This window comes from Rhodococcus sp. 105337 (assembly GCF_012844225.1).
Classification (GTDB): Bacteria; Actinomycetota; Actinomycetes; order Mycobacteriales; family Mycobacteriaceae; genus Rhodococcus.
Genome location: NZ_JABAGQ010000002.1, coordinates 1 through 20,177, shown reverse-complemented (window position 1 = coordinate 20,177; position 20,177 = coordinate 1). Strand labels below are relative to the sequence as shown.

General features: G+C 65.0%; 29 protein-coding genes. 3 read left to right on the top strand and 26 right to left on the bottom strand.

Features of this window, described 5'->3' with window-relative positions:
* Positions 1-8: 8 nt before the first annotated feature.
* The 24 genes from HF886_RS03755 to HF886_RS03640 all read right to left on the bottom strand — a co-directional run bounded on the left by HF886_RS03755 (position 9) and on the right by HF886_RS03640 (position 14,038).
* Positions 9-554: an adenylate kinase gene (locus tag HF886_RS03755; RefSeq protein WP_169619961.1), complete on the bottom strand. Its 546-nt coding sequence runs from the start codon at positions 552-554 to the stop codon at positions 9-11.
* Entirely contained in the window at positions 551-1,864 is a 1,314-nt protein-coding gene (secY, locus tag HF886_RS03750) for a preprotein translocase subunit SecY (protein ID WP_169619962.1), read from the bottom strand. The genes HF886_RS03755 and secY overlap by 4 nt, the downstream gene beginning before the upstream one ends.
* A 203-nt stretch (positions 1,865-2,067) precedes the next feature.
* Entirely contained in the window at positions 2,068-2,511 is a 444-nt protein-coding gene (gene rplO / locus HF886_RS03745; RefSeq protein WP_169619963.1) for a 50S ribosomal protein L15, read from the bottom strand.
* A gap of 2 nt (positions 2,512-2,513) precedes the next feature.
* The gene (gene rpmD, locus HF886_RS03740; RefSeq protein ID WP_006554593.1) at positions 2,514-2,693 is read right to left on the bottom strand and encodes a 50S ribosomal protein L30; all 180 of its coding nucleotides are present in this window, start codon (positions 2,691-2,693) and stop codon (positions 2,514-2,516) included.
* Positions 2,693-3,349 (bottom strand): 30S ribosomal protein S5, encoded by a 657-nt coding sequence (rpsE, locus tag HF886_RS03735; RefSeq protein ID WP_169619964.1) that lies wholly within the window; start codon positions 3,347-3,349, stop codon positions 2,693-2,695. Before rpsE ends, rpmD begins: the two co-directional genes overlap by 1 nt.
* 31 nt (positions 3,350-3,380) lie before the next feature.
* Positions 3,381-3,788, bottom strand: coding sequence for a 50S ribosomal protein L18 (gene rplR, locus HF886_RS03730; protein ID WP_169619965.1), 408 nt, complete (start codon positions 3,786-3,788; stop codon positions 3,381-3,383).
* 2 nt (positions 3,789-3,790) lie between these two features.
* On the bottom strand, positions 3,791-4,330 hold the full coding sequence (rplF, locus tag HF886_RS03725; RefSeq protein WP_169619966.1) for a 50S ribosomal protein L6: 540 nt from the start codon (positions 4,328-4,330) through the stop codon (positions 3,791-3,793).
* A 14-nt stretch (positions 4,331-4,344) separates the two neighbouring features.
* Positions 4,345-4,743 (bottom strand): 30S ribosomal protein S8, encoded by a 399-nt coding sequence (gene rpsH, locus HF886_RS03720; RefSeq protein WP_169619967.1) that lies wholly within the window; start codon positions 4,741-4,743, stop codon positions 4,345-4,347.
* A gap of 165 nt (positions 4,744-4,908) precedes the next feature.
* Complete coding sequence (locus HF886_RS03715; protein ID WP_006554598.1) at positions 4,909-5,094, bottom strand: type Z 30S ribosomal protein S14; 186 nt, start codon at positions 5,092-5,094, stop codon at positions 4,909-4,911.
* 4 nt (positions 5,095-5,098) lie between these two features.
* The gene (gene rplE, locus HF886_RS03710; protein ID WP_169619968.1) at positions 5,099-5,665 is read right to left on the bottom strand and encodes a 50S ribosomal protein L5; all 567 of its coding nucleotides are present in this window, start codon (positions 5,663-5,665) and stop codon (positions 5,099-5,101) included.
* A gap of 1 nt (position 5,666) precedes the next feature.
* Positions 5,667-5,984 carry a 50S ribosomal protein L24 gene (gene rplX / locus HF886_RS03705; protein ID WP_072699603.1) on the bottom strand — a complete coding sequence of 106 codons (318 nt, stop codon included), beginning with the start codon at positions 5,982-5,984 and terminating at the stop codon, positions 5,667-5,669.
* Positions 5,984-6,352 (bottom strand): 50S ribosomal protein L14, encoded by a 369-nt coding sequence (rplN, locus tag HF886_RS03700; RefSeq protein WP_072699604.1) that lies wholly within the window; start codon positions 6,350-6,352, stop codon positions 5,984-5,986. Before rplN ends, rplX begins: the two co-directional genes overlap by 1 nt.
* Before the next feature lie 298 nt (positions 6,353-6,650).
* Positions 6,651-6,935 carry a 30S ribosomal protein S17 gene (gene rpsQ, locus HF886_RS03695; protein WP_169619969.1) on the bottom strand — a complete coding sequence of 95 codons (285 nt, stop codon included), beginning with the start codon at positions 6,933-6,935 and terminating at the stop codon, positions 6,651-6,653.
* Positions 6,932-7,168, bottom strand: a complete 237-nt coding sequence (gene rpmC / locus HF886_RS03690) for a 50S ribosomal protein L29 (protein WP_072699606.1) — start codon at positions 7,166-7,168, stop codon at positions 6,932-6,934. The genes rpsQ and rpmC overlap by 4 nt, the downstream gene beginning before the upstream one ends.
* Complete coding sequence (gene rplP, locus HF886_RS03685; RefSeq protein ID WP_072699607.1) at positions 7,168-7,584, bottom strand: 50S ribosomal protein L16; 417 nt, start codon at positions 7,582-7,584, stop codon at positions 7,168-7,170. Before rplP ends, rpmC begins: the two co-directional genes overlap by 1 nt.
* A gap of 3 nt (positions 7,585-7,587) precedes the next feature.
* Positions 7,588-8,385: a 30S ribosomal protein S3 gene (rpsC, locus tag HF886_RS03680; protein WP_072699608.1), complete on the bottom strand. Its 798-nt coding sequence runs from the start codon at positions 8,383-8,385 to the stop codon at positions 7,588-7,590.
* Positions 8,385-8,783, bottom strand: a complete 399-nt coding sequence (gene rplV, locus HF886_RS03675; RefSeq protein ID WP_169619970.1) for a 50S ribosomal protein L22 — start codon at positions 8,781-8,783, stop codon at positions 8,385-8,387. The genes rpsC and rplV overlap by 1 nt, the downstream gene beginning before the upstream one ends.
* Positions 8,780-9,061 (bottom strand): 30S ribosomal protein S19, encoded by a 282-nt coding sequence (gene rpsS / locus HF886_RS03670; protein WP_072699610.1) that lies wholly within the window; start codon positions 9,059-9,061, stop codon positions 8,780-8,782. The genes rplV and rpsS overlap by 4 nt, the downstream gene beginning before the upstream one ends.
* A gap of 19 nt (positions 9,062-9,080) precedes the next feature.
* Positions 9,081-9,914, bottom strand: a complete 834-nt coding sequence (rplB, locus tag HF886_RS03665) for a 50S ribosomal protein L2 (protein ID WP_169619971.1) — start codon at positions 9,912-9,914, stop codon at positions 9,081-9,083.
* Positions 9,915-9,952: 38 nt separating this feature from the next.
* Entirely contained in the window at positions 9,953-10,258 is a 306-nt protein-coding gene (rplW, locus tag HF886_RS03660; RefSeq protein ID WP_072813738.1) for a 50S ribosomal protein L23, read from the bottom strand.
* Positions 10,255-10,935 carry a 50S ribosomal protein L4 gene (gene rplD / locus HF886_RS03655; protein WP_169619972.1) on the bottom strand — a complete coding sequence of 227 codons (681 nt, stop codon included), beginning with the start codon at positions 10,933-10,935 and terminating at the stop codon, positions 10,255-10,257. The genes rplW and rplD overlap by 4 nt, the downstream gene beginning before the upstream one ends.
* Positions 10,932-11,585, bottom strand: a complete 654-nt coding sequence (gene rplC / locus HF886_RS03650; protein ID WP_169619973.1) for a 50S ribosomal protein L3 — start codon at positions 11,583-11,585, stop codon at positions 10,932-10,934. The genes rplD and rplC overlap by 4 nt, the downstream gene beginning before the upstream one ends.
* 28 nt (positions 11,586-11,613) lie before the next feature.
* Positions 11,614-11,919, bottom strand: coding sequence for a 30S ribosomal protein S10 (gene rpsJ, locus HF886_RS03645; RefSeq protein WP_003938093.1), 306 nt, complete (start codon positions 11,917-11,919; stop codon positions 11,614-11,616).
* Positions 11,920-12,382: 463 nt separating this feature from the next.
* Complete coding sequence (locus HF886_RS03640; protein WP_346765058.1) at positions 12,383-14,038, bottom strand: amidase; 1,656 nt, start codon at positions 14,036-14,038, stop codon at positions 12,383-12,385.
* A 264-nt stretch (positions 14,039-14,302) separates the two neighbouring features.
* On the opposite strand from HF886_RS03640, the gene HF886_RS03635 reads away from it, so the two are divergent.
* The 3 genes from HF886_RS03635 to HF886_RS03625 all read left to right on the top strand — a co-directional run bounded on the left by HF886_RS03635 (position 14,303) and on the right by HF886_RS03625 (position 17,053).
* Positions 14,303-15,349 carry an ATP-binding cassette domain-containing protein gene (locus HF886_RS03635; RefSeq protein WP_169619974.1) on the top strand — a complete coding sequence of 349 codons (1,047 nt, stop codon included), beginning with the start codon at positions 14,303-14,305 and terminating at the stop codon, positions 15,347-15,349.
* Between the two features lie 95 nt (positions 15,350-15,444).
* A complete protein-coding gene (locus HF886_RS03630; protein ID WP_296551777.1) occupies positions 15,445-16,203 on the top strand; it encodes an ABC transporter permease in 759 nt (252 codons plus the stop codon).
* Positions 16,204-16,207: 4 nt separating this feature from the next.
* Positions 16,208-17,053 carry an ABC transporter permease gene (locus HF886_RS03625; protein ID WP_169619976.1) on the top strand — a complete coding sequence of 282 codons (846 nt, stop codon included), beginning with the start codon at positions 16,208-16,210 and terminating at the stop codon, positions 17,051-17,053.
* A gap of 80 nt (positions 17,054-17,133) precedes the next feature.
* On the opposite strand, the gene HF886_RS03620 is transcribed toward HF886_RS03625, so the two are convergent.
* Positions 17,134-18,192 carry an alpha/beta hydrolase family protein gene (locus tag HF886_RS03620; protein WP_169619977.1) on the bottom strand — a complete coding sequence of 353 codons (1,059 nt, stop codon included), beginning with the start codon at positions 18,190-18,192 and terminating at the stop codon, positions 17,134-17,136.
* Between the two features lie 134 nt (positions 18,193-18,326).
* Positions 18,327-20,177: thioesterase domain-containing protein (locus tag HF886_RS03615; protein WP_169651616.1), on the bottom strand; the 1,851-nt coding region annotated here is incomplete at its 5' end.

The window sequence follows — 20,177 nt, the reverse complement described above, 5'->3', positions numbered from 1 at the left end:
CCTACGTGTTACTTGCCGAGCGCTGCGAGCGCCCGGGCGTTGATCTCCTCGACGTCACCGATGGCGTCGACCGTGATGATCGCGTCGCGGTAGTAGTCGAGCAGCGGAGCTGTCTCCTCGCGGTAGACCCGGAGGCGATTGCGGATGACGTCCTCGGTGTCGTCGGCGCGGCCGCGGGCGAGCATGCGCCCGACGACGACGTCCTCGTCGATGACGAAGGACAGCACGCCGTCGAGGGCCACGCCCAGGTCCTGCAGGATGTTCTCGAGTTCCTTGGCCTGCTCGACGCTGCGCGGGAAGCCGTCGAGAAGGAAGCCGTGTGCCGCGTCGGGCTCGCCGAGACGGTCACGCACCATGTTGTTCGTGATCTCCGCGGGTACGAGGTCTCCCGCGTCGATGTACTTCTTGGCCTCGACGCCGAGCGGCGTTCCCTGCCCGATGTTGGCGCGGAACAGATCGCCGGTCGAGATCGCGGGGACACCGAGCTTGTCGGACAGGATCGCGGCCTGCGTGCCCTTTCCGGCACCGGGAGGACCGAGGAGTACAAGTCTCACTTGAGGAACCCTTCGTAGTTACGCTGCATCAATTGACTTTCGATCTGCTTGACGGTGTCCAGCGCGACACTGACAAGAATGAGCACCGCGGCGCCACCGAAAATGCTCGAGGCGGTCTGGCCCCCGGACAAGAAGAAGTTCGGCAGGGTTGCGATGAGACCGAGGTAGATCGAGCCCGGGACCGTGATGCGGTTGAGCACGAAGCTGAGGTACTCGGCGGTGGGCCGGCCCGGACGGATGCCCGGAATGAAGCCGCCGTACTTCTTCATCTCGTCGGCGCGTTCCTCCGGGTTGAAGGTGATCGCGACGTAGAAGAACACGAAGAAGACGATCAACGCGAAGTAGATCGAGATGTAGACGGGGTTGCTCGGATCGATCAGGTACGTGTTGACGATGCGCTGCCACCAGTTCGGCTCGACCGCCGATGTCGCGCCGGTGAGCTGCCCGATGAGGTTCGGCAGGTACAGCAGCGACGACGCGAAGATGACCGGGATGATGCCGGCCTGGTTGACCTTGAGCGGCAGGTACGTCGACGAACCGCCGTACATGCGCCGGCCCACCATGCGCTTGGCGTACTGGACCGGGATACGGCGCTGGCCCTGCTCGACGAACACGACGCCGGTGATGATGACCAGGGCCACCACGCAGACGATCGCGAAGACGAGACCGCCGCGCGACTCGAGGATGGTGCGACCCTCGGTCGGGAGCGCCGCAGCGATACCCGAGAAGATCAGCAGCGACATACCGTTGCCGACACCGCGCTCGGTGATGAGTTCGCCGAACCACATGACGACGGCGGCACCGGCGGTCATGACCAGGACGATGATGACCATCGCGAAGATGCTGTCATCGGCGAGGATCGGCTCGGAACAGCCCTGGAGCAGCTGCCCACGGGCGGCGAGGGCCACGATGCCGGTGGCTTGGAGAACAGCGAGTGCGACGGCCAGATAACGCGTGTACTGCGTCATCTTGGCCTGGCCGGACTGGCCTTCCTTGCGCAACTCCTCGAAGCGAGGGATGACGACGGTGAGCAACTGGACGATGATGCTCGCGGTAATGAACGGCATGATGCCGATCGCGAACACCGACAGCTGCAGCAGCGCACCACCGGAGAAGAGATTGATCAACGAGTAGATGCCGGCTTGATCGCCACCGGCAAGCTGATCGACACAGGCCTGGACGTTGCCGTAGTCGACGCCCGGGGACGGCACGGTCGCACCGAGGCGATACAGGGCCACGAGACCGAGGGCGATGAGAATCTTCCGCCTCAGGTCCGGTGTCCTGAGGGCCGAAACGAAGGCGGAAAGCAAAGATCCTCCTGGCAGGCCGATCGGGGACGGCGGGTCGACTTCGGACCCGTCGGAAAAGTAGACAACTCTAAAACTCTAACAGTGTGCCCTCAGCGGGCGAGTACGCCGGTAGCGTACTTCAACTCGGTGAAAGCACGAACGGCCGCGATGCAGGGTTCTGCAACGCGGCCGTTCGCGAGCCTTGGCTCACATGATCGAACAGGTCAGACCAGTTCGGTCGTGGTGCCGCCGGCAGCGGCGATCTTTTCCTTGGCGGAGCCCGAGAACTTGTTGGCGGTGACCTGCACGGCCACCGACAGCTCGCCCTCGCCGAGCACCTTCACGAGCTGGTTCTTGCGGACCAGTCCGTTCGAGACGAGCTCGTCGATGCCGATCTGGCCACCCTCGGGGAACACCCGTGCGATGTCGCCGACATTGACGATCTGGTACTCGGTGCGGAATGCGTTCTTGAAGCCCTTGAGCTTCGGGAGACGCATGTGAATCGGCATCTGGCCACCTTCGAAGGCTGCCGACACGTTCTTACGTGCCTTCGTACCCTTCGTACCGCGACCAGCGGTCTTGCCCTTGGAACCCTCGCCACGTCCGACGCGGGTCTTTTCGGTCTTCGCGCCCGGAGCCGGGCGCAGGTGATGCAGCTTGATGGTCATTTTCAGACCTCCTCAACGGTCACGAGGTGACGCACCACGTTGATCAAGCCACGGTTCTGCGCATTGTCCTCGCGGACGACGGACTGACGGATCTTCCGCAGACCGAGGGTGCGCAGGCTGTCCCGCTGATTCGACTTGGCGCCGATGGTGCTCTTGATCTGGGTGATCTTCAGCTCTGCCATTACTTCACGCTCCCAGCAGCCTGTGCACGGGCGCGAAGCATGCCGGCGGGGGCAACTTCCTCGAGGGAGAGACCACGGCGAGCCGCAACCTCTTCCGGACGCTGCAGGCTCTTGAGAGCCGCAACCGTCGCGTGCACCACATTGATGGCGTTGTCGGAGCCCAGGGACTTCGACAGGATGTCGGAGATGCCCGCGCACTCCAGCACGGCACGCACCGCGCCACCGGCGATAACACCGGTACCCGGCGAAGCCGGACGCAGCATGACGATGCCTGCTGCGGCCTCACCCTGAACCGGGTGAGTGATGGTGGTGGCGATCATCGGCACGCGGAAGAAGCCCTTGCGAGCCTCTTCGACGCCCTTCTGGATGGCCGCGGGAACTTCCTTGGCCTTGCCGTAGCCGACGCCGACCAAGCCGTTACCGTCGCCCACGATCACCAGAGCGGTGAAGCTGAAGCGACGGCCGCCCTTGACGACCTTCGACACACGGTTGATCGAGACGACACGCTCGATGTAGTTCGACTTCTCGGCAGCGTTGCCGCCACGCGAGTCGCGGTCACGGCGGTCACGACCGCCGCGGTTGTCACCGCTGCTGCTGCTGTTGGGGTTCTGGCCGGCAGGGCCGCTGCCGCCGTCACGCCGCTGACGTCCCGGCATCAGGCGTTCCTTCCGTTCGAAAAAGTCATCATCAGAACTTCAACCCGCTTTCGCGAGCCGCGTCCGCGAGGGCCGCGATGCGGCCGCTGTAGGTGTGGCCACCGCGGTCGAAGACCACGGCCTCCACGCCGGCAGCCTTGGCGCGCTCGGCGATCAGCTGACCGACCTTCGCGCCACGAGCCTTCTTGTCGCCCTCGACAGCACGCACATCGGGTTCGATGGTCGAAGCTGCGGCGAGGGTCGTACCCGTCAGGTCGTCGATCAACTGCACATGCATGTGACGCGACGACCGGTTCACGACGAGACGCGGACGCTCGGTGGTGCCGGAGATCTTCTTGCGGAGGCGGAAGTGACGACGCGTCTTCGAGAGGCGACGCGTGGTGGACACGTCCTTGCCGCGCGGAATGCGCTTTGCCTTCTGGTTCTCGGTCTGGCTCATGATCACTTACCCGTCTTTCCGACCTTGCGACGGACCTGTTCACCCTCGTAGCGGATGCCCTTGCCCTTGTACGGGTCGGACTTGCGCAGCCGGCGGATGTTGGCAGCGATCTGGCCGACCTTCTGCTTGTCGATCCCCGTGATCGAGAACTTCGTCGGGGTCTCGACGGCAAACGTGATGCCCTCGGGCGCTTCGATCAGCACCGGGTGGCTGTAGCCCAGGGAGAACTCGAGGTCCTTACCCTTGAGGGCCACGCGGTAGCCGACACCGAAGATTTCCATCTTCGTGGTGTAGCCCTCGGTCACGCCGACGATGAGGTTCTGCACCAGGGTCCGGGACAGACCGTGCAGCGCACGGCTGCGACGCTCGTCGTTCGGACGCGTGACGTTGATTGCTCCGTCATCACCCTTGGTGACGACGATGGGCTCGGCGACCGTCAGCGAGAGGTTGCCCTTGGGGCCCTTCACTGCGACGGCCTGGCCATCGATGTTCACCTCGACACCCGAGGGGACGACTACGGGGAGTTTTCCGATTCGCGACATTGTGGTGGCCTCCCTTACCAGACGTAGGCGAGGACTTCCCCGCCCACCTTCTGCTTGGCCGCCTGGCGATCGGTGAGCAGGCCGGAAGACGTGGAGATAATCGCCACGCCGAGGCCGCCCAGGACCTTGGGCAGGTTGGTGGATTTCGCGTACACGCGCAGGCCGGGCTTCGACACGCGGCGCACGCCTGCAAGGCTGCGCTCACGGGAAGGGCCGTACTTGAGGTCGACGATGAGGGTCGTGCCCACCTCGGCGTCCTCGGTGCGGTAGTCGGAGATGTAGCCCTCGCGCTTGAGGATCTCGGCGATGTTCACCTTGATCTTCGAGGACGGGAGCTTGACCTCGTCGTGGTACGCCGTATTGGCGTTACGCAGACGCGTCAAGAAGTCTGCGATGGGGTCGGTCATGGTCATGGCTGACCTGTACACCTTTCTCGGTGCGGTTCCCATGCAACACCGGGATATCCCGGCCGTGGGCCTACATCGAACTCGGTTTCGATGCGGGTTCGCGGCGGTGCCGCGAACCCATGACAGCGTGGCGGTGGGCGGAGGCCGTCGGCGCTCCGCCCACCGTTCACGTCACCAGGAGCTCTTGTGAACTCCCGGAAGCTCACCGCGGTGTGCCATCTCGCGAAGGCAGATGCGGCAGAGTCCGAACTTGCGGAAGACCGAGTGCGGGCGCCCGCAGCGCTGGCAGCGGGTGTAGGCGCGCACCGCGAACTTCGGCTTCTTGTTGGCCTTGTTGACCAGTGCCTTCTTAGCCATGGGCTCAGTTCTCCTTGAACGGGAAGCCGAGGTGCTTGAGCAGGGCACGGCCTTCTTCGTTGTTGGTGGCGGTCGTGACGACGGTGATGTCCATGCCGCGCGGGCGATCGATCTTGTCCACGTCGATCTCGTGGAACATCGACTGCTCGTTCAGGCCGAACGTGTAGTTGCCGTTTCCGTCGAACTGGTTGCCGTTGAGGCCGCGGAAGTCCCGGATACGGGGCAGCGCGATGGACACGAGACGGTCCAGGAACTCCCACATGCGGTCGCCACGAAGCGTGACGCGGGCACCGATCGGCATGCCTTCGCGCAGCTTGAACTGTGCGATGGACTTACGTGCCTTGCGGATCTCGGGCTTCTGGCCGGTGATCAGTGCGAGGTCGTTGACCGCGCCGTTGATCAGCTTCGCGTCGCGGGCGGCGTCGCCGACACCCATGTTGACGACGACCTTCACGACGCCGGGGATCTGCATGACGTTCGCGTAGCCGTATTCCGACTGCAGCGCGTCGCGGATCTCCTCGCGGTACCGCACCTTCAGGCGCGGCATGGTCTTGGTCTCAGTGGTGGTCATGTCAGATGTCCTTCCCGTTCTTCCGGGAAATCCGAACGCGCTTGCCGGTCTCCTCGTCGACGCGGTAGCCCACGCGCGTGGCGTTGCCGTCCGAGTCGATGACCGCAACGTTGGAAACGTGGATCGGGGCCTCTTGCGTGACGATGCCGCCGGTGGAGGCACCACGCTCGTTGGCCGAGACTGCGGTGTGCTTCTTGATGCGGTTCACGCCCTCGACGAGGACACGGTTCTGCTTCGGGTAGGCCTCGATGACCTTGCCCTTGGCGCCCTTGTCCTTACCCGAGATGACGAGAACGGTGTCGCCCTTGTGCACCTTCATCACAGCACCTCCGGAGCAAGCGAGACGATCTTCATGAAGCGCTTGTCGCGAAGCTCGCGACCGACGGGTCCGAAGATGCGGGTTCCGCGAGGATCGTTGTCGCCCTTGATGAGGACGGCAGCGTTCTCGTCGAACTTGATGTACGAGCCGTCCGGCCGGCGGCGCTCCTTGGTGGTGCGCACGATAACGGCCTTGACGACCTCACCACGCTTGACGTTGCCGCCGGGGATCGCCTCCTTGACGGTGCCGACGATGATGTCACCGATACCGGCGTAGCGACGGGACGAGCCACCGAGAACGCGGATGCAGAGAATCTCCTTGGCACCCGTGTTGTCGGCGACGCGCAGTCGCGACTCCTGCTGGATCACTTACTTCTCCTTGACCTGGATTGGTATGTACGTCAGATTTCCGACCTGGACGTACGCGGTCGTCGTTTGCTCGCGGCGCACATACGCTGGGCGCACGGGTCCCGTGAGCAACCCGTCCAGAGTAGGCCATATACCGTACCCAGGGCAAATTAGCGAACCGTGTGCTCGGTCCCATGCCCCGGGTCCGGCTGTGCCGGCCCGTTCCGTACGTCACTACGGCGAAGAACAGCACCCCCACCACCCGAGTGATCGGGTGCCGGGGGTGCTGTCGAGGTACTTCACCGACGATGCCGGAAGCCTACTTGGCCTTCTCGAGCACCTCGACCAGACGCCACCGCTTCGACGCGGACAGCGGACGGGTCTCCATCAGCTGCACGCGGTCGCCGACGCCGGCGAGGCTGTTCTCGTCGTGTGCCTTCACCCGGGTGGTACGGCGGATGATCTTGCCGTACAGCGGGTGCTTCACACGATCCTCGAGCTCGACAACGATGGTCTTTTCCATCTTGTCCGAGACGACATAGCCGATGCGAACCTTGCGGCTCGCGCGGTCTTCGTTTGTGCTCACTGTCTTTTCCTCACTCATGCCACATCACCCGTGTTCGGGCCGGTGGCCAGTCCGAGCTCACGCTCGCGCAGCACCGTGTAGATACGTGCGATCTCGTTGCGAACGACACGCAGCCGACGGTTGTTGTCCAACTGTCCGGTGGCCATCTGGAAGCGCAGGTTGAACAGCTCTTCCTTGAACTCACGGACCTTGTCGGCCAGCTCTGCGTCGCTCAGCTCGCGGAGTTCCGCGGCGGGGGTACCGGTAGCCATCAGAACTGCTCCTCCCTCGTCACGATGCGGCACTTGCAGGGGAGCTTGTGCATCGCGCGACGCAGGGCCTCGCGAGCAATCTCCTCGTTCGGGTAGCTCATCTCGAACAGGACCCGACCGGGCTTGACGTTCGCGACCCACCACTCGGGGGAACCCTTACCGGAACCCATGCGGGTTTCGGCCGGCTTCTTCGTGAGGGGGCGATCCGGGAAGATGTTGATCCAGATCTTGCCGCCACGCTTGATGTGCCGGGTCATGGCGATACGAGCGGACTCGATCTGCCGGTTGGTGATGTAGGCCGGCTCGAGAGCCTGGATGCCCCACTCACCGAAGGTCACCTGGGTTCCGCCCTTGGCGGCACCCGTACGGCTCGGATGGTGCTGCTTGCGGTGTTTGACCCGCCGTGGGATCAACATGCGTCAGCCCTCCTTGTTCTCAGTCGAAGCGGGGGCGTCGGCCGAGGCTGCGCGGCCGGCGTCGGTGCTCGTCGCCGTGGTGCCCGACGCGCCGGAACGACGCGGGCGGCTGGGACGCTCACGACGCGGACGGTCGGCGGGAGCAGCTGCAGCAGCAGCGAGCTCACGACGGCCACCAACGATGTCGCCCTTGTAGATCCAGACCTTCACGCCGATACGACCGAAGGTGGTCTTGGCCTCGTACAGGCCGTAGTCGATGTCCGCACGCAGCGTGTGCAGCGGAACCCGACCCTCACGGTAGAACTCCGAGCGCGACATCTCGGCGCCACCGAGGCGGCCCGAGCACTGCACGCGGATGCCCTTGACGTTGGGCTGACGCATGGCCGACTGAATGGCCTTGCGCATCGCCCGACGGAAGGCAACACGGTTCGAGAGCTGCTCGGCGACGCCCTGCGCCACCAGCTGAGCCTCGGACTCCGAGTTCTTGACCTCGAGGATGTTCAGCTGAACCTGCTTACCGGTCAGCTTCTCGAGCTCGGCGCGAATGCGATCGGCCTCGGCGCCGCGGCGACCGATGACGATGCCCGGGCGTGCGGTGTGGATGTCCACACGCACACGGTCACGGGTGCGCTCGATTTCGACCTTCGCGATGCCTGCACGCTCGAGGCCGGAGGCCAGGAACTTACGGATCGCGACGTCTTCCTTGACGTATTCCGCGTACTGCTTGTCTGCGTACCAACGCGACTTCCAGTCGGTGGTGATGCCCAGACGGAAGCCGTGCGGGTTGATCTTCTGGCCCACTACTGAGCTCCCTTCCGGCGGTTGCGAGTCGAACCCGACCGAGATGCGACGCTTTCCACGATCACGGTGATGTGGCTCGACCGCTTGCGGATTCGGAACGCACGGCCCTGGGCACGCGGCTGGAACCGCTTCAGGGTCGCACCCTCGTCCACATACGCCGTCGCGACGACGAGCGTGCTGGGGTCGAGGTTGTAATTGTTCTGCGCGTTCGCAGCAGCAGAGGCGATCACCTTGGCGACCGGCTCGGCCGCGGCCTGCGGCGCGAACTTGAGGATTGCGAGGGCTTCCTCGACGGACTTACCGCGAACGATGTCGACGACGCGGCGCGCCTTCATCGGGGTTACGCGCACGTGGCGCGCAACAGCCCGAGCGCTGTTGGTTGTGGTTTCAGTGCTCATCGACGCTTGCTCTTCCGGTCGTCCTTGATGTGGCCCTTGAACGTACGGGTCGGTGCGAATTCACCGAGCTTGTGGCCGACCATCGAATCCGAGATGAACACCGGCACGTGCTTGCGTCCGTCATGGACGGCAAACGTGTGACCGATGAAGTCCGGCAGAATCGTGGAACGGCGCGACCAGGTCTTGATGACCTGCTTGGTGCCCTTCTCGTTCTGGACGTCGACCTTCGCCAGGAGGTGGTCGTCGACGAACGGGCCCTTCTTGAGGCTGCGTGGCATTCTCTAACTCCCTCCTTGACTAGCGCTTTTTACCGGTACGGCGGCGACGGACGATGAGCTTGTCGGACGCCTTGTTCTTGCGGGTACGGCCTTCCGGCTTACCCCAGGGGCTGACCGGGTGGCGACCACCCGAGGTCTTGCCCTCGCCACCACCGTGCGGGTGGTCGACCGGGTTCATCACGACACCACGGACGGTCGGGCGCTTGCCCTTCCACCGCATACGGCCGGCCTTACCCCAGTTGATGTTCGACTGCTCGGCGTTGCCGACCTCGCCGACGGTGGCGCGGCAGCGCACGTCGACGCGACGGATTTCACCGGACGGCATACGCAGCGTGGCGTAGGTGCCTTCCTTACCGAGGAGCTGGATGCTCGCGCCGGCGGAACGTGCCATCTTGGCGCCGCCACCCGGACGCAGCTCGACTGCGTGGATGGTGGTACCGGTCGGGATGTTGCGCAGCGGCAGGTTGTTACCCGGCTTGATGTCGGCCGTGGGGCCGGACTCGACCGGAGCACCCTGCATCAGGCCCTTGGGGGCGATGATGTAGCGCTTCTCGCCGTCCACGTAGTGGAGCAGCGCGATGCGAGCGGTGCGGTTGGGGTCGTACTCGATGTGAGCGACCTTCGCCGGGATTCCGTCCTTGTCGTTGCGACGGAAATCGATCAGGCGGTAGGCGCGCTTGTGGCCGCCACCCTTGTGCCGGGTGGTGATGCGACCGTGCGCATTACGTCCACCACGACCGTGAAGCGGGCGAACCAGCGACTTTTCGGGCGTCGACCGAGTGATCTCGGCGAAGTCCGACACGCTGGCGCCACGACGGCCCGGCGTAGTCGGCTTGTACTTACGGATTGCCATGAGTCTTCTCGTCCTCTATCTCTCGAGAGTTCCGATCGCTACGCGACCGGGCCTCCGAAGATCTCGATGGGCTTGCTGTCGGCGGCCAGGGTCACGAGCGCGCGCTTGGTGTCCTTGCGCTTGCCGTAACCGGAGCGGGTCCGCTTGCGCTTGCCCTGACGGTTCGCGGTGTTGACGCTGGTCACCTTGACGCCGAAGACCTTCTCGACGGCAATCTTGATCTGCGTCTTGTTCGAGTCCGGGTGAACCAGGAAGGTGTACGTGCCGTCTTCCATCAGTCCATAGGACTTCTCGGAGATGACGGGAGCCAGCAGGATGTCGCGCGGATCGGCGATCGTGCTCACTTGGTCTCCTCCTTGAATTCCTGGCCGGACTCTGCCGGGCCGTGGATGAACGCGTTCAGCGCTTCGACGCTGAACACGACGTCGTCGCTGTAGAGCACGTCGTAGGTGTTCAGCTGATCCGGCGCGAGCGCGTGGACGTTCGGAAGGTTCTGCACCGACTTCCACGCCGCCACGTCTTCACGGCCGACGACGAGCAGGACCTTCTTGCGGTCGCTGATTTCGCCGAGGAACGTGCGAGCACTCTTCGTCGACGGGGTCTGACCCGCGACGAGTTCGGTGATCACGTGGATGCGCTCGTTGCGTGCCCGGTCGGAGAGGGCACCGCGGAGAGCGGCAGCCTTCATCTTCTTGGGGGTGCGCTGCGAGTAGTCGCGCGGCTGCGGGCCGTGGACGACGCCGCCACCGACGAACTGCGGTGCACGGGTCGAACCCTGGCGGGCGCGGCCGGTGCCCTTCTGGCGGTACGGCTTCTTGCCGCCGCCGCGGACCTCGCCACGAGTCTTCGTGGAGTGCGTGCCCTGGCGAGCCGCCGCAAGCTGTGCGACGACGACCTGGTGCAGCAACGCGATGTTCGCGGGAGCGTCGAAGATCTCCGAGGGGAGATCGACGGTGCCGTTGGACTGGCCACCGGGCGCCTTGACGTCCAGTGTCAGCTTGGTTGCGGTCTCGGTGCTCATGCCCGTGCACCACCCTTCACTGCAGTCTTGACGATCACGAGGCCGCCCTTACGGCCGGGGATCGCGCCCTTGATCAGGAGCAGACCGTTCTCGGCATCCACCTTGTGGACCGAGAGGTTCTGCGTCGTGATGCGGTCGGAGCCCATCCGGCCGGACATGCGCGTGCCCTTGAACACGCGGCCCGGGGTGGCGCAGCCACCGATGGAACCCGGACGACGGTGCACAGCCTGCGCACCGTGCGAGGCACCCTGGCCCGCGAAGCCGTGACGCTTCATGGTGCCGGCGAAGCCCTTGCCCTTGGAGGTGCCGGTGACGTCGACGAATGCGCCGTCCTCGAAAACCTCTGCGGTGAGCTCCTGGCCGACCTCGTAGTCCGAGGTGTCCTCGACGCGAAGCTCGACGAGGTGGCGGCGCGGGGTCACGCCGGCCTTGTCGAACTGGCCGCGGACGGGCTTGTTGACCTTGCGAGGCGCGATGGCACCGAACGCGAGCTGCACGGCGTTGTAACCGTCGCGCTCCTCGGTGCGAACCTGCGTGACCACGTTCGGTCCGGCCTTGACGACGGTCACCGGAACGACCCGGTTGTTCTCGTCGAAGACCTGGGTCATGCCGAGCTTGGTGCCCAGGATTCCCTTGATCTGGTTAGTCATGTGTTATCTCCGCTGCGTCTTCCGAAGCTCACTGAATGTTGACATCGACGCTCGCCGGAAGGTCGATGCGCATGAGCGCGTCGACAGTCTTCGGCGTCGGGTCGAGGATGTCGATCAGCCGCTTGTGGGTACGCATCTCGAAGTGCTCGCGCGAGTCCTTGTACTTGTGCGGCGAACGAATGACGCAGTACACGTTCTTTTCTGTAGGCAACGGCACCGGGCCGACCACGCGGGCACCCGTACGGGTGACCGTCTCGACGATCTTGCGCGCAGATGCGTCGATCGCCTCGTGGTCATAGGCCTTGAGCCTGATGCGGATCTTCTGTCCCGCCACGCTTAGTGTCCTTTTCTTGCCGCGTTTCGTAGCACCCGATCAAGCCGGGAACCACCTCGTCTGCACAGTTCCCCAGGGGAACGGCGACAGAGAACAGCACTGGAATACACATTGCGAGCCGGGGTCACCCGATCCGCTGCCGCTGTTCATCTGTCATTGTTCTCCGGTCCACGCGGTCGGGCGTGTCGCCCAGTCGCTCATTCCCCGGCGACGAAGCTCTGGGCTTCGACACCGCAAAGAACGGGACCGAATGCACTCATACGAGCGCACGCTGGTACTGCTTCCGTCTTGCATTGTGGCCGCAACCAACCCTCGGGCCGATCAGCGACTGTCACGATTTCCCGATCCGAGCCGCGAAACAACCCATGGCCCGGTCAAGGCAACCCGACCAGTATGCAGGAGTCCACGCGAGAGTTCAACTCGGCGCCCTTCGTGGTCTCGCTCACCCGGCAACCGGTGCCGGCTACCCCACCGGATTCATCGCGGGCGTGCGCAACGGCGCCGCCGCGCCGACGGTGTTGGTGGGATCGGGCCCTCGCCCCGGCTGCACCCTCCCCACCTCGGGAACACGAGCGATCGCCGGTACGAGTACCGGTTCGTCACGCCAAACCGGCAGTGCTGCTTGCACTTCCAGGCCGAGCGCGATGAGTTCGGCATCCTGCCAGGGGCGCGCGCCGAGTTGCACCCCCACCGGCATCCCCGTGTCCCCCGACCGCCCCGCCGGAAGCGTCACCACGGGCGCGCCCGCGTAGTTCGCCCACCGCACGTCGCCCACCACACCCGCCGTGACGCTGACGCCGAGGAACTCGTCGCGACGCGCACCGTCGACCGCCGACCCCGCCACCGCAATGGCATCGAGATCCTGATCGGCGAACATCCGGTTGTACTCCGATTGGTAGCGAAGCCGGTCGCGTTCGAACTGGAAGTAGTCACCGACGGGCACCCCCAGCGACGCGACGGCCGCGGACACCAGCACCGCCTTGTCCGGCCGGTACAGCCCGAGCCGATCTGCGAACTGCTGATGGTAGGAGCCCATCTCCACCTGATCGCCCGTCGCGAGCGACGACGGCAGAGGCGGCATGGTCACCGGCACGGTCACAGCGCCGAGCGAACGTACGACGTCGAGGAATCCGTCGACGACCCGCTGCACCGCGGCCACGGGTGCGGGACGGGAATCGACCGGTACCCCGATCCTGATTCCGGAGAGAGGCGCCGCTCCGCCGCGAGCAGCGAGCGGGTATCCGCCCTCCGGAACCGGGCGCCCGAGGGACGTGATCGGATCGTCGGCGTCCGATCCCGCGAGCACGGACATGAGCAGGGCCGCGTCTCCGAGACTGCGCGCCATCGGCCCGACATGGTCTCGGGTCCAGGTGAGCGGGATCATGCCGTACGACGTGATCGCCCCGTAGGTGGGTTTGATCGACGAGACTCCGCAGGCACTGGCGGGCAGTCGTGCCGAGCCTCCGGTGTCACTGCCCAGAGCGAGGGGCACGAAGCGCGCCGCGAGAGCGGCTGCACTGCCTCCCGAAGAGCCCCCGGGCGAGAATCTCGTGTTCCAGGGGTTGCCGACCTGTGGGGTCGTGACCCCCATCGCGAACTCGTCGGTGTGCGTGTGACCCATGAGTACCGCGCCGGCCGCGTCGAGCCTCCGCCACACCCCCGAGTGACCGGCTGCGATGTTGCCCTCGAGCACCCGGCTCGACGCGGTCAACGGCAGACCGGATACCGCGAAGATGTCCTTGAGCGCGATCGGCAGCCCGCACAACGGGGAGATGTGCGTCTGCTCGCGTCGCGCGCGGGCGAGACGCTCCCCCGCCGCATCGGCCGCCTCGTACGCGAGTTCGGGATAGAGCCGCACCCAGGCACCGACGTCACCGTCGAAGGCGCGGGTGCGGCTGAGGCACGACTCGAGCAACTCGCGGGGATGCAACAGGCCGGCGCGCAGAAGTGCAGCGGCGTCCACGGCGCTCATCAGCGCCGGATCGCCGGCGGTGACCGTCTCCGGCTCCGGCAGTCTGTGCCGAGCTGCCCGAGAGGTAGCGGCCGAGACCGAACCCCAGGCGACCAGTCCGCCCGCCGCTCCCCCGATCAACTGCCGACGCGTTACTGGGACTGCCACGCCCCCAGAAGACCACGGATCGGCCGGATTCGCCGGTCGGGGGTGTCCCGTTGTGATCTTGTCTCGAAAACGGCGCGGCGGCTCGATTCCTCCCACCATCCGTTGCCAGAGGCCCGCCGATACACCATTGGACCCGCCTCGTTGCAGTGACGCCGGTAACATCGCCTCTCGACGGCAGCGCATCCGTCATGGTCGGCGGCACCGCCGCCGGCGGGAAGACGAAGTCCCGATGCAGGGCGGGACCGAGTTCGACGGTGGAGTGTGATGCTGAACAGTCATGATCAGGCAGTCCTCGTGGAGGACGTGCACAAGTCTTTCGGCGATGTCGAGGCCCTCGACGGGATCGGTTTCACTGCCGCTGCGGGGCGTGTCCTCGCCATTCTGGGACCCAACGGAGCCGGAAAGACCACGATGGTCAAGGTCCTGTCGACGTTGTTGCGCCCCACTTCCGGGCGAGCGGTCGTTGCGGGACACGACGTCGTCACCGACGCTGCGGCGGTGCGCCGATCCATCATGATGACCGGCCAGTTCGCGGCGCTCGACGACACGCTCACGGGCCGGGAGAACCTCGTGCTCTTCGGCCGGCTGATGGGTCTCGACAACGCATCGGCGAAGCGGCGCGCCGACGACCTCCTCCGCCAGTTCGATCTGGTCGAAGCCGCTCGCCGCCCGGTGAAAGGCTACTCCGGCGGCATGCGACGCCGCGTCGACATCGCCTGCGGACTGGTGGTCCGCCCGGAGGTGGTCTTTCTCGACGAGCCGACCACGGGACTCGATCCGCGGAGCCGGCAGGGCGTGTGGGCGCTGGTGTCGGCGCTCAAGGACCAGGGGATCACGGTGCTCCTGACGACCCAGTACCTCGAAGAGGCGGATGTACTGAGCGACAACATCATCGTGATCGACAAGGGCACCGTCATCGCCGAGGGCACAGCCAACCAGCTCAAGGCATCGGCAGGAGGCAGCTTCTGCGAGATCGTGCCGGTCGAGCCCCGCGCCCTCCCGGCCATCGCGCAGGCGCTCGGTGACATGGTGCCGCCGGACGCTCGCGCGGCGTTCCCCCTCGGGACCGAAGGAGACGAGGACAGGATCTCGATCCCGGCACCCGACGGCGCCGCGACCCTCACCGAGGCTCTTCGGCGCCTCGAACCGCTCGACGTGGACCTCGCAGATATCGGGCTTCGGAGGCCGTCGCTCGACGATGTGTTCCTGCGTCTCACCGGACACACCGCGACGCCCGTACCGGGTGAGTCGCCGGCGGACCCGTCCGCCGGAGAACGACCGGAGGCGGCGGTGGCGGGGGAACTACCGTGACGACACGCACCGATCGGGCGCCGCTCCCCGACCCTCCGTCGACCGGCTCGTCCACTCCGGGTTCGGGCGACAGCCCCGGAGGAGACCATCGCCGGATCGCGCCCGCCGCCTCGAAGCAATGGTGGGTGCTGACCACGCGCGCGCTGCGGACGATGGCGCGCAACGGCGAACTCGTGGTCGCGGTGATAGCGCCGGTCGTCTTCGGACTCGGGTTCTACCTACCTCTCAAGTTCGTGATGCAGCTCCAGGGCATCGACTACGCGCAGTTCCTGATGCCGATCATCGTGTTGCAGTCCATGGCGTTCACCGCGATCTCCGCGGCTCAGCTTGCTGCGTCGGAGGCATCGACCGGACTGACGACACGAATGCAGACGATGCCGGTGGTGGCTGGGATACCGATGCTGGCCAGATTGGCGGCCGGGACGGTCCGGTCGATCGTGTCGCTGATTGCGGCCATCGGATTCGGCTATGCGATCGGTTTCCGGTTCTCGGCGGGATTCGGCCAGGCGGCCTTGTTCTGCGCGACCGCACTCGCCATCAGTGTTCTGCTGTGCCTGGGCGCCGACGCGATCGGAAGCCTGTCCAAGAGCCCGGAGGCGACGTCTCAGGCGCTGACACTCCCACAACTGATCCTCGGGATGCTCTCGTGCGGATTCGTGCCCGAGAGCGGCTTTCCCGAATGGATCAGGCCGTTCGTCCGCAACCAGCCCATCTCGCAGTTCTCCTTCGCGATGCGCGACATGGCGCAGGACGGCGTGACATGGGAAGTCTTCAGGCCGAGTGCGTTCTGGATGATCGGGCTCGCTGTGGTCTGTCTTCCGGCAGCTCTCTGGGCCACGACGAGGAGGGGGTGAGCGGATGAGCGACACCGTCGAATCACGCCCGAACGGCACGGTTGTGTACCCGGCAGCCGACCATGCGCGGGACGAGAACTCTCTCCCCGCGTTGTGGGAGCACAGCCGGTTGCAGTGCGGGCGCCTCCTGCTGCGGTGGGCGCGCGATCCGGTAACTCTGATCCAGGCGTTGATCTACCCGGCGCTGACGCTGGTGATGTTCCGGATCGTGCTCGGGGACAGCATCACCGCCGCGACCGGGCAATCGTCGATCTTCGGTACCGTTCCCATGATCGTGCTGGTGGGCGCGATGTTCGGGTCGGTGGTGAGCGCGGTCGGGCTGCGCGCCGAGCGCGACTCCGGACTGCTGGGACGCTTCTACACCCTGCCGATCCATCGTTCGGCCGGCCTCGTGGGCCGCCTCATGGCAGAGACGATACGAGTCTTCGTGACCTCGCTCGTGATCGTCGCCGCGGGGATGGTGATGGGTTTCCGGTTCACCCAGGGCCTCGGCGCTTCCGTCCTGCTTTTCGTGGTGCCGCTGATCTTCGGTATCGGCTTCGCGATGATGGTGACGGTGCTGGCAACCGTTCCCGGACGAATTCCCCTGGTGGAACTGGTGTCGATCGTCTGCACGATGCTCATGTTCTTCAACTCGGGATTCGTGCCGGTGATGGCATACCCGACCTGGCTCCAGCCGATCGTGGCCAACCAGCCGATGTCGTGCGCAATCGACACGATGCGCGCGCTGGCGATCGGCGGGCCGGTGGCCGAACCGTTCGTGAAAACGCTTGCGTGGTCGCTCGGAACCGTGGCGGTGTTCCTCGTTCCGGCGATCAGAGGGTACCGGCGCGCGGCGCAGAACGGCTGACGAACCGGGCAGTCCAGGCGGCAGAAAGCAGTGAAGCCTCTCCCACAGGTGGGAGAGGCTTCACGCGTTCACAGCCGATGTCAGATGCCGAGGGCCTTCTGCAGCACAGGCCACGAATCCTTCAGGTCGTCCTGCCAGTACTTCCACGAATGAGTGCCGGAGTCACGGAAGTTGTAGGTCGCGGGGATGTCCAGCTCGTCGAGCCGGTCGCGAAGATTGTGAGTGCAGTAATTCGTCGCGGCTTCGATGACACCGCCCACGACCACCTGATTGGCGAGAATCTCCACCTTGCCGTCGATCTCCGGGCCGTAGAGGGTGTCGTACTGTCCGGGCAGTCCGTTGCCGTTGGAGATATAGAGCTCGAGACCCCGAAGTTTCTCGGCGTTGACGTACGGGTCCTTCTCCACCCAGGTCGGATCGTCGGTTTCACCCCACATATTGCGAGTGTCGCCCCCGCCCCACACCTCGGTGGTGATCTTGACGAACTCCTGCCCGATCGGATCGGAGGTCTGCGCACATCCGCTGTAGGCGGCCACACCCTTGTAGAGACCCCCGCCCGCGATCGCGAGCTGGAGCACCGAGGTACCCGATGAGGACAAACCGGCGATCGCGTTCACACCGTTGGTTCCCAGCGCCGCATCGATCAGCGGAGGAACCTCCTTGGTCAGGAAGGTCTCCCATTTGTTCACGCCGAGGGCCGGGTCCTCCTGATTCCAGTCGGTGTAGTAGCTCCACTTACCACCGACCGGCGAGACGACGTTGAGATTCTTGTCCTTGAAGAAGTCGATGGCGTCGGTACGGTAACGCCACGTCGCGCTGTCTTCTCCGCCACCGGCACCGTTGAGCAGGTACAGCGTGGGGCGCGGTTCACTGATGTCTGCCGGACGCCATACGTCGAGCAGGATTTCCTTGTCCATCGAGGCCGAGTAAACGTAGACCAGCAACTGCTGCTCGTCGTACTTTTCGATGCGGCTGATGTGCGATCCGTTCTCGCTCGTCACCGACTCGAGCGGCTGCAGGGTGTCCGCGACCGGATCAGCCGCTGCCGGGGAGACCAGCAGAGCGGAAGAGAACAACGCGCATGCTGCGCCTGCAGTCAGGACGCGAAGTCGTCCGGATCCTCGTCTCGGATGCTTCATACGGTTCTTTCACCTTTTTCGGGTTGGACAGCGTGGTCGACATCAACGGCGCCTCGTCCGAGGCGAGTACGAACGGAACGTACCCGATCGCAGCCTACGTACAGTTACATGCGTCGCATTCCAGCGGCAACTTGTTACACCACATTCCGTTTGAGGTAGTGGTCGAGCACGGGGCCGATCTCCGCGAGCGCCTCCGTCGAGGTCATGTCGTCGTGGCTGAAGTCGATCGGTACATCGGTGACATGTCCGGTCACGAGGTGAGCCCACCGCTTCGCCGCTCCGTGCCGGGCGGGCGGATGGTTGGCTGCACTGAAATACAGGATGTCACCGTCGAACGTTCCCGGGAGATGCGATGCGATCAGTTGTCCCGATCGGACGGCGCTTCGGTACAAGTTGCGGAAACGCTCGAGGGTGAGCGCGCTGAGCGCAGTCACGTCCTGTGCCATCGTGTCCCAGAGTCTTCGGATGTGTTCGTCGGACAGGGCAGCCACATCGTCCGAGTCCTCGAGCATCACGCCGATCTGTGCGAGGTTGGCGCGAATGGCACGGCGGAACTCCGCTGCCTCGAGATCCCAGTGGCTGTCCAGCATCACGAGGCTTTCCACGAACTCGCCCTGCTTCTGCAACTTCACGGCGACTTCGTGTGCCACCACTCCTCCGAGCGACCATCCCATCAGGTTGTACGGTCCCTCGGGCTGCGCCGTCCTGATCTCCCGGAGATAGTCGTCCGCCATCTCCGCGATGGTTCCGGGAAGGTAGTCGTTGTCCGACAGTGCGCGCGTCTGTATCCCGTACAGGGGCCGATCGTCCACGAATCCGGTCAGGCCCGAGTAGGTCCACGCGAGTCCGTACATCGAATGGATGCAGAACAACGGGTTTCCGGAACCGTGCGTACGGAACGGCAGCAGAACCTGTACGGCGCCGTCCGTGAGCGGATCGAAGTCCTCCTCGCTCCCGGCATCGGTTTCGATGCGGTGCGCGAGTGCAGCTACCGAGGAGTCGGTGAACAACCACTGGACCCGAACTTCGACCCCCGTCTCCTTCTGCAGCCGGCTGGCGACCTGCGTCGCGACCAGGGAGTTGCCACCGAGCTCGAAGAAGTTGTCGTCGAGACCGACCCGCTCGAGACCCAACACATCCGCAAACGTCGACGCCACACTCTGTTCGACGGTTGTCTGCGGCGCCCGGAACTCGCGAGCTTCGAAGGTAGGGGAAGGCAACGCCTTGCGGTCCAACTTGCCCGACGAACCCACCGGCAACTCATCGAGCACCATCAAGACCGACGGCACCATATACGCGGGCAACAACCCCGAGACGAACCCCGCCAACTCGTCACGATCCACAGTCTCGCCCGCAACAGGAACCACATAACCCACCAGCTGATCCCCGAGATCAGAGGCCGACACCACCACCGCAGCCTGGCTGATCGACTCGTGCGACACCAACGCCGCCTCGATCTCACCGAGCTCGATCCGCAACCCCCGCAACTTCACCTGAAAATCGGTACGACCGATGTACTCCAACTCCCCATCAGCAGACCACCGCACCAGATCACCCGTGCGATACAACCGCTCACCCACACCGAACGGCGACGCCACAAAACGCTCCGCCGACAAATCCGGCCGCCCCACATACCCACGAGCCAACTGCACACCCGACAGATACAACTCACCCGCCACACCCACCGGCACCGGCGCCAGTCGGCTGTCGAGCACAAACACCTGCGTATTCCACACCGGCGCACCGATCGGAACCGACACGGTATCGGCCGAGGTCACCTCGTGGAACGTCACATCCACCGCGGCCTCGGTCGGACCATACAAATTGTGCACCGCAGCATTCGGAAGCATCGCACGCGTCCGCGCCGCCAACGACGGCGACAACGCCTCACCCGAAGCAAACACGTAGCGCAGACCCGACAGATCCGAGACCCCGGCCTCGGTTACGAACACCGCCAACATCGACGGCACAAAATGCGCCACCGA

What these genes read in the sequence shown, in the direction of transcription:
- rplC (WP_169619973.1), bottom strand. Translation starts at nt 11,585, where the DNA reads ATGACTAACCAGATCAAGGGAATCCTGGGCACCAAGCTCGGCATGACC.
- rplE (WP_169619968.1), bottom strand. Translation starts at nt 5,665, where the DNA reads ATGACCACCACTGAGACCAAGACCATGCCGCGCCTGAAGGTGCGGTAC.
- rpsE (WP_169619964.1), bottom strand. Translation starts at nt 3,349, where the DNA reads ATGCCGGGACGTCAGCGGCGTGACGGCGGCAGCGGCCCTGCCGGCCAG.
- rpsH (WP_169619967.1), bottom strand. Translation starts at nt 4,743, where the DNA reads ATGACCATGACCGACCCCATCGCAGACTTCTTGACGCGTCTGCGTAAC.
- rplP (WP_072699607.1), bottom strand. Translation starts at nt 7,584, where the DNA reads ATGTTGATCCCACGGCGGGTCAAACACCGCAAGCAGCACCATCCGAGC.
- rpmC (WP_072699606.1), bottom strand. Translation starts at nt 7,168, where the DNA reads ATGGCTACCGGTACCCCCGCCGCGGAACTCCGCGAGCTGAGCGACGCA.
- rpsQ (WP_169619969.1), bottom strand. Translation starts at nt 6,935, where the DNA reads ATGAGTGAGGAAAAGACAGTGAGCACAAACGAAGACCGCGCGAGCCGC.
- HF886_RS03715 (WP_006554598.1), bottom strand. Translation starts at nt 5,094, where the DNA reads ATGGCTAAGAAGGCACTGGTCAACAAGGCCAACAAGAAGCCGAAGTTC.
- HF886_RS03625 (WP_169619976.1), top strand. Translation starts at nt 16,208, where the DNA reads ATGAGCGACACCGTCGAATCACGCCCGAACGGCACGGTTGTGTACCCG.
- rplO (WP_169619963.1), bottom strand. Translation starts at nt 2,511, where the DNA reads ATGACCATCAAGCTGCATCACCTGCGCCCGGCTCCGGGCGCGAAGACC.
- rpmD (WP_006554593.1), bottom strand. Translation starts at nt 2,693, where the DNA reads ATGGCAGAGCTGAAGATCACCCAGATCAAGAGCACCATCGGCGCCAAG.
- rplB (WP_169619971.1), bottom strand. Translation starts at nt 9,914, where the DNA reads ATGGCAATCCGTAAGTACAAGCCGACTACGCCGGGCCGTCGTGGCGCC.
- rplR (WP_169619965.1), bottom strand. Translation starts at nt 3,788, where the DNA reads ATGAGCCAGACCGAGAACCAGAAGGCAAAGCGCATTCCGCGCGGCAAG.
- rplD (WP_169619972.1), bottom strand. Translation starts at nt 10,935, where the DNA reads ATGAGCACCGAGACCGCAACCAAGCTGACACTGGACGTCAAGGCGCCC.
- HF886_RS03620 (WP_169619977.1), bottom strand. Translation starts at nt 18,192, where the DNA reads ATGAAGCATCCGAGACGAGGATCCGGACGACTTCGCGTCCTGACTGCA.
- rplF (WP_169619966.1), bottom strand. Translation starts at nt 4,330, where the DNA reads ATGTCGCGAATCGGAAAACTCCCCGTAGTCGTCCCCTCGGGTGTCGAG.
- HF886_RS03635 (WP_169619974.1), top strand. Translation starts at nt 14,303, where the DNA reads ATGCTGAACAGTCATGATCAGGCAGTCCTCGTGGAGGACGTGCACAAG.
- rplX (WP_072699603.1), bottom strand. Translation starts at nt 5,984, where the DNA reads ATGAAGGTGCACAAGGGCGACACCGTTCTCGTCATCTCGGGTAAGGAC.
- rpsS (WP_072699610.1), bottom strand. Translation starts at nt 9,061, where the DNA reads ATGCCACGCAGCCTCAAGAAGGGCCCGTTCGTCGACGACCACCTCCTG.
- rplV (WP_169619970.1), bottom strand. Translation starts at nt 8,783, where the DNA reads ATGAGCACTGAAACCACAACCAACAGCGCTCGGGCTGTTGCGCGCCAC.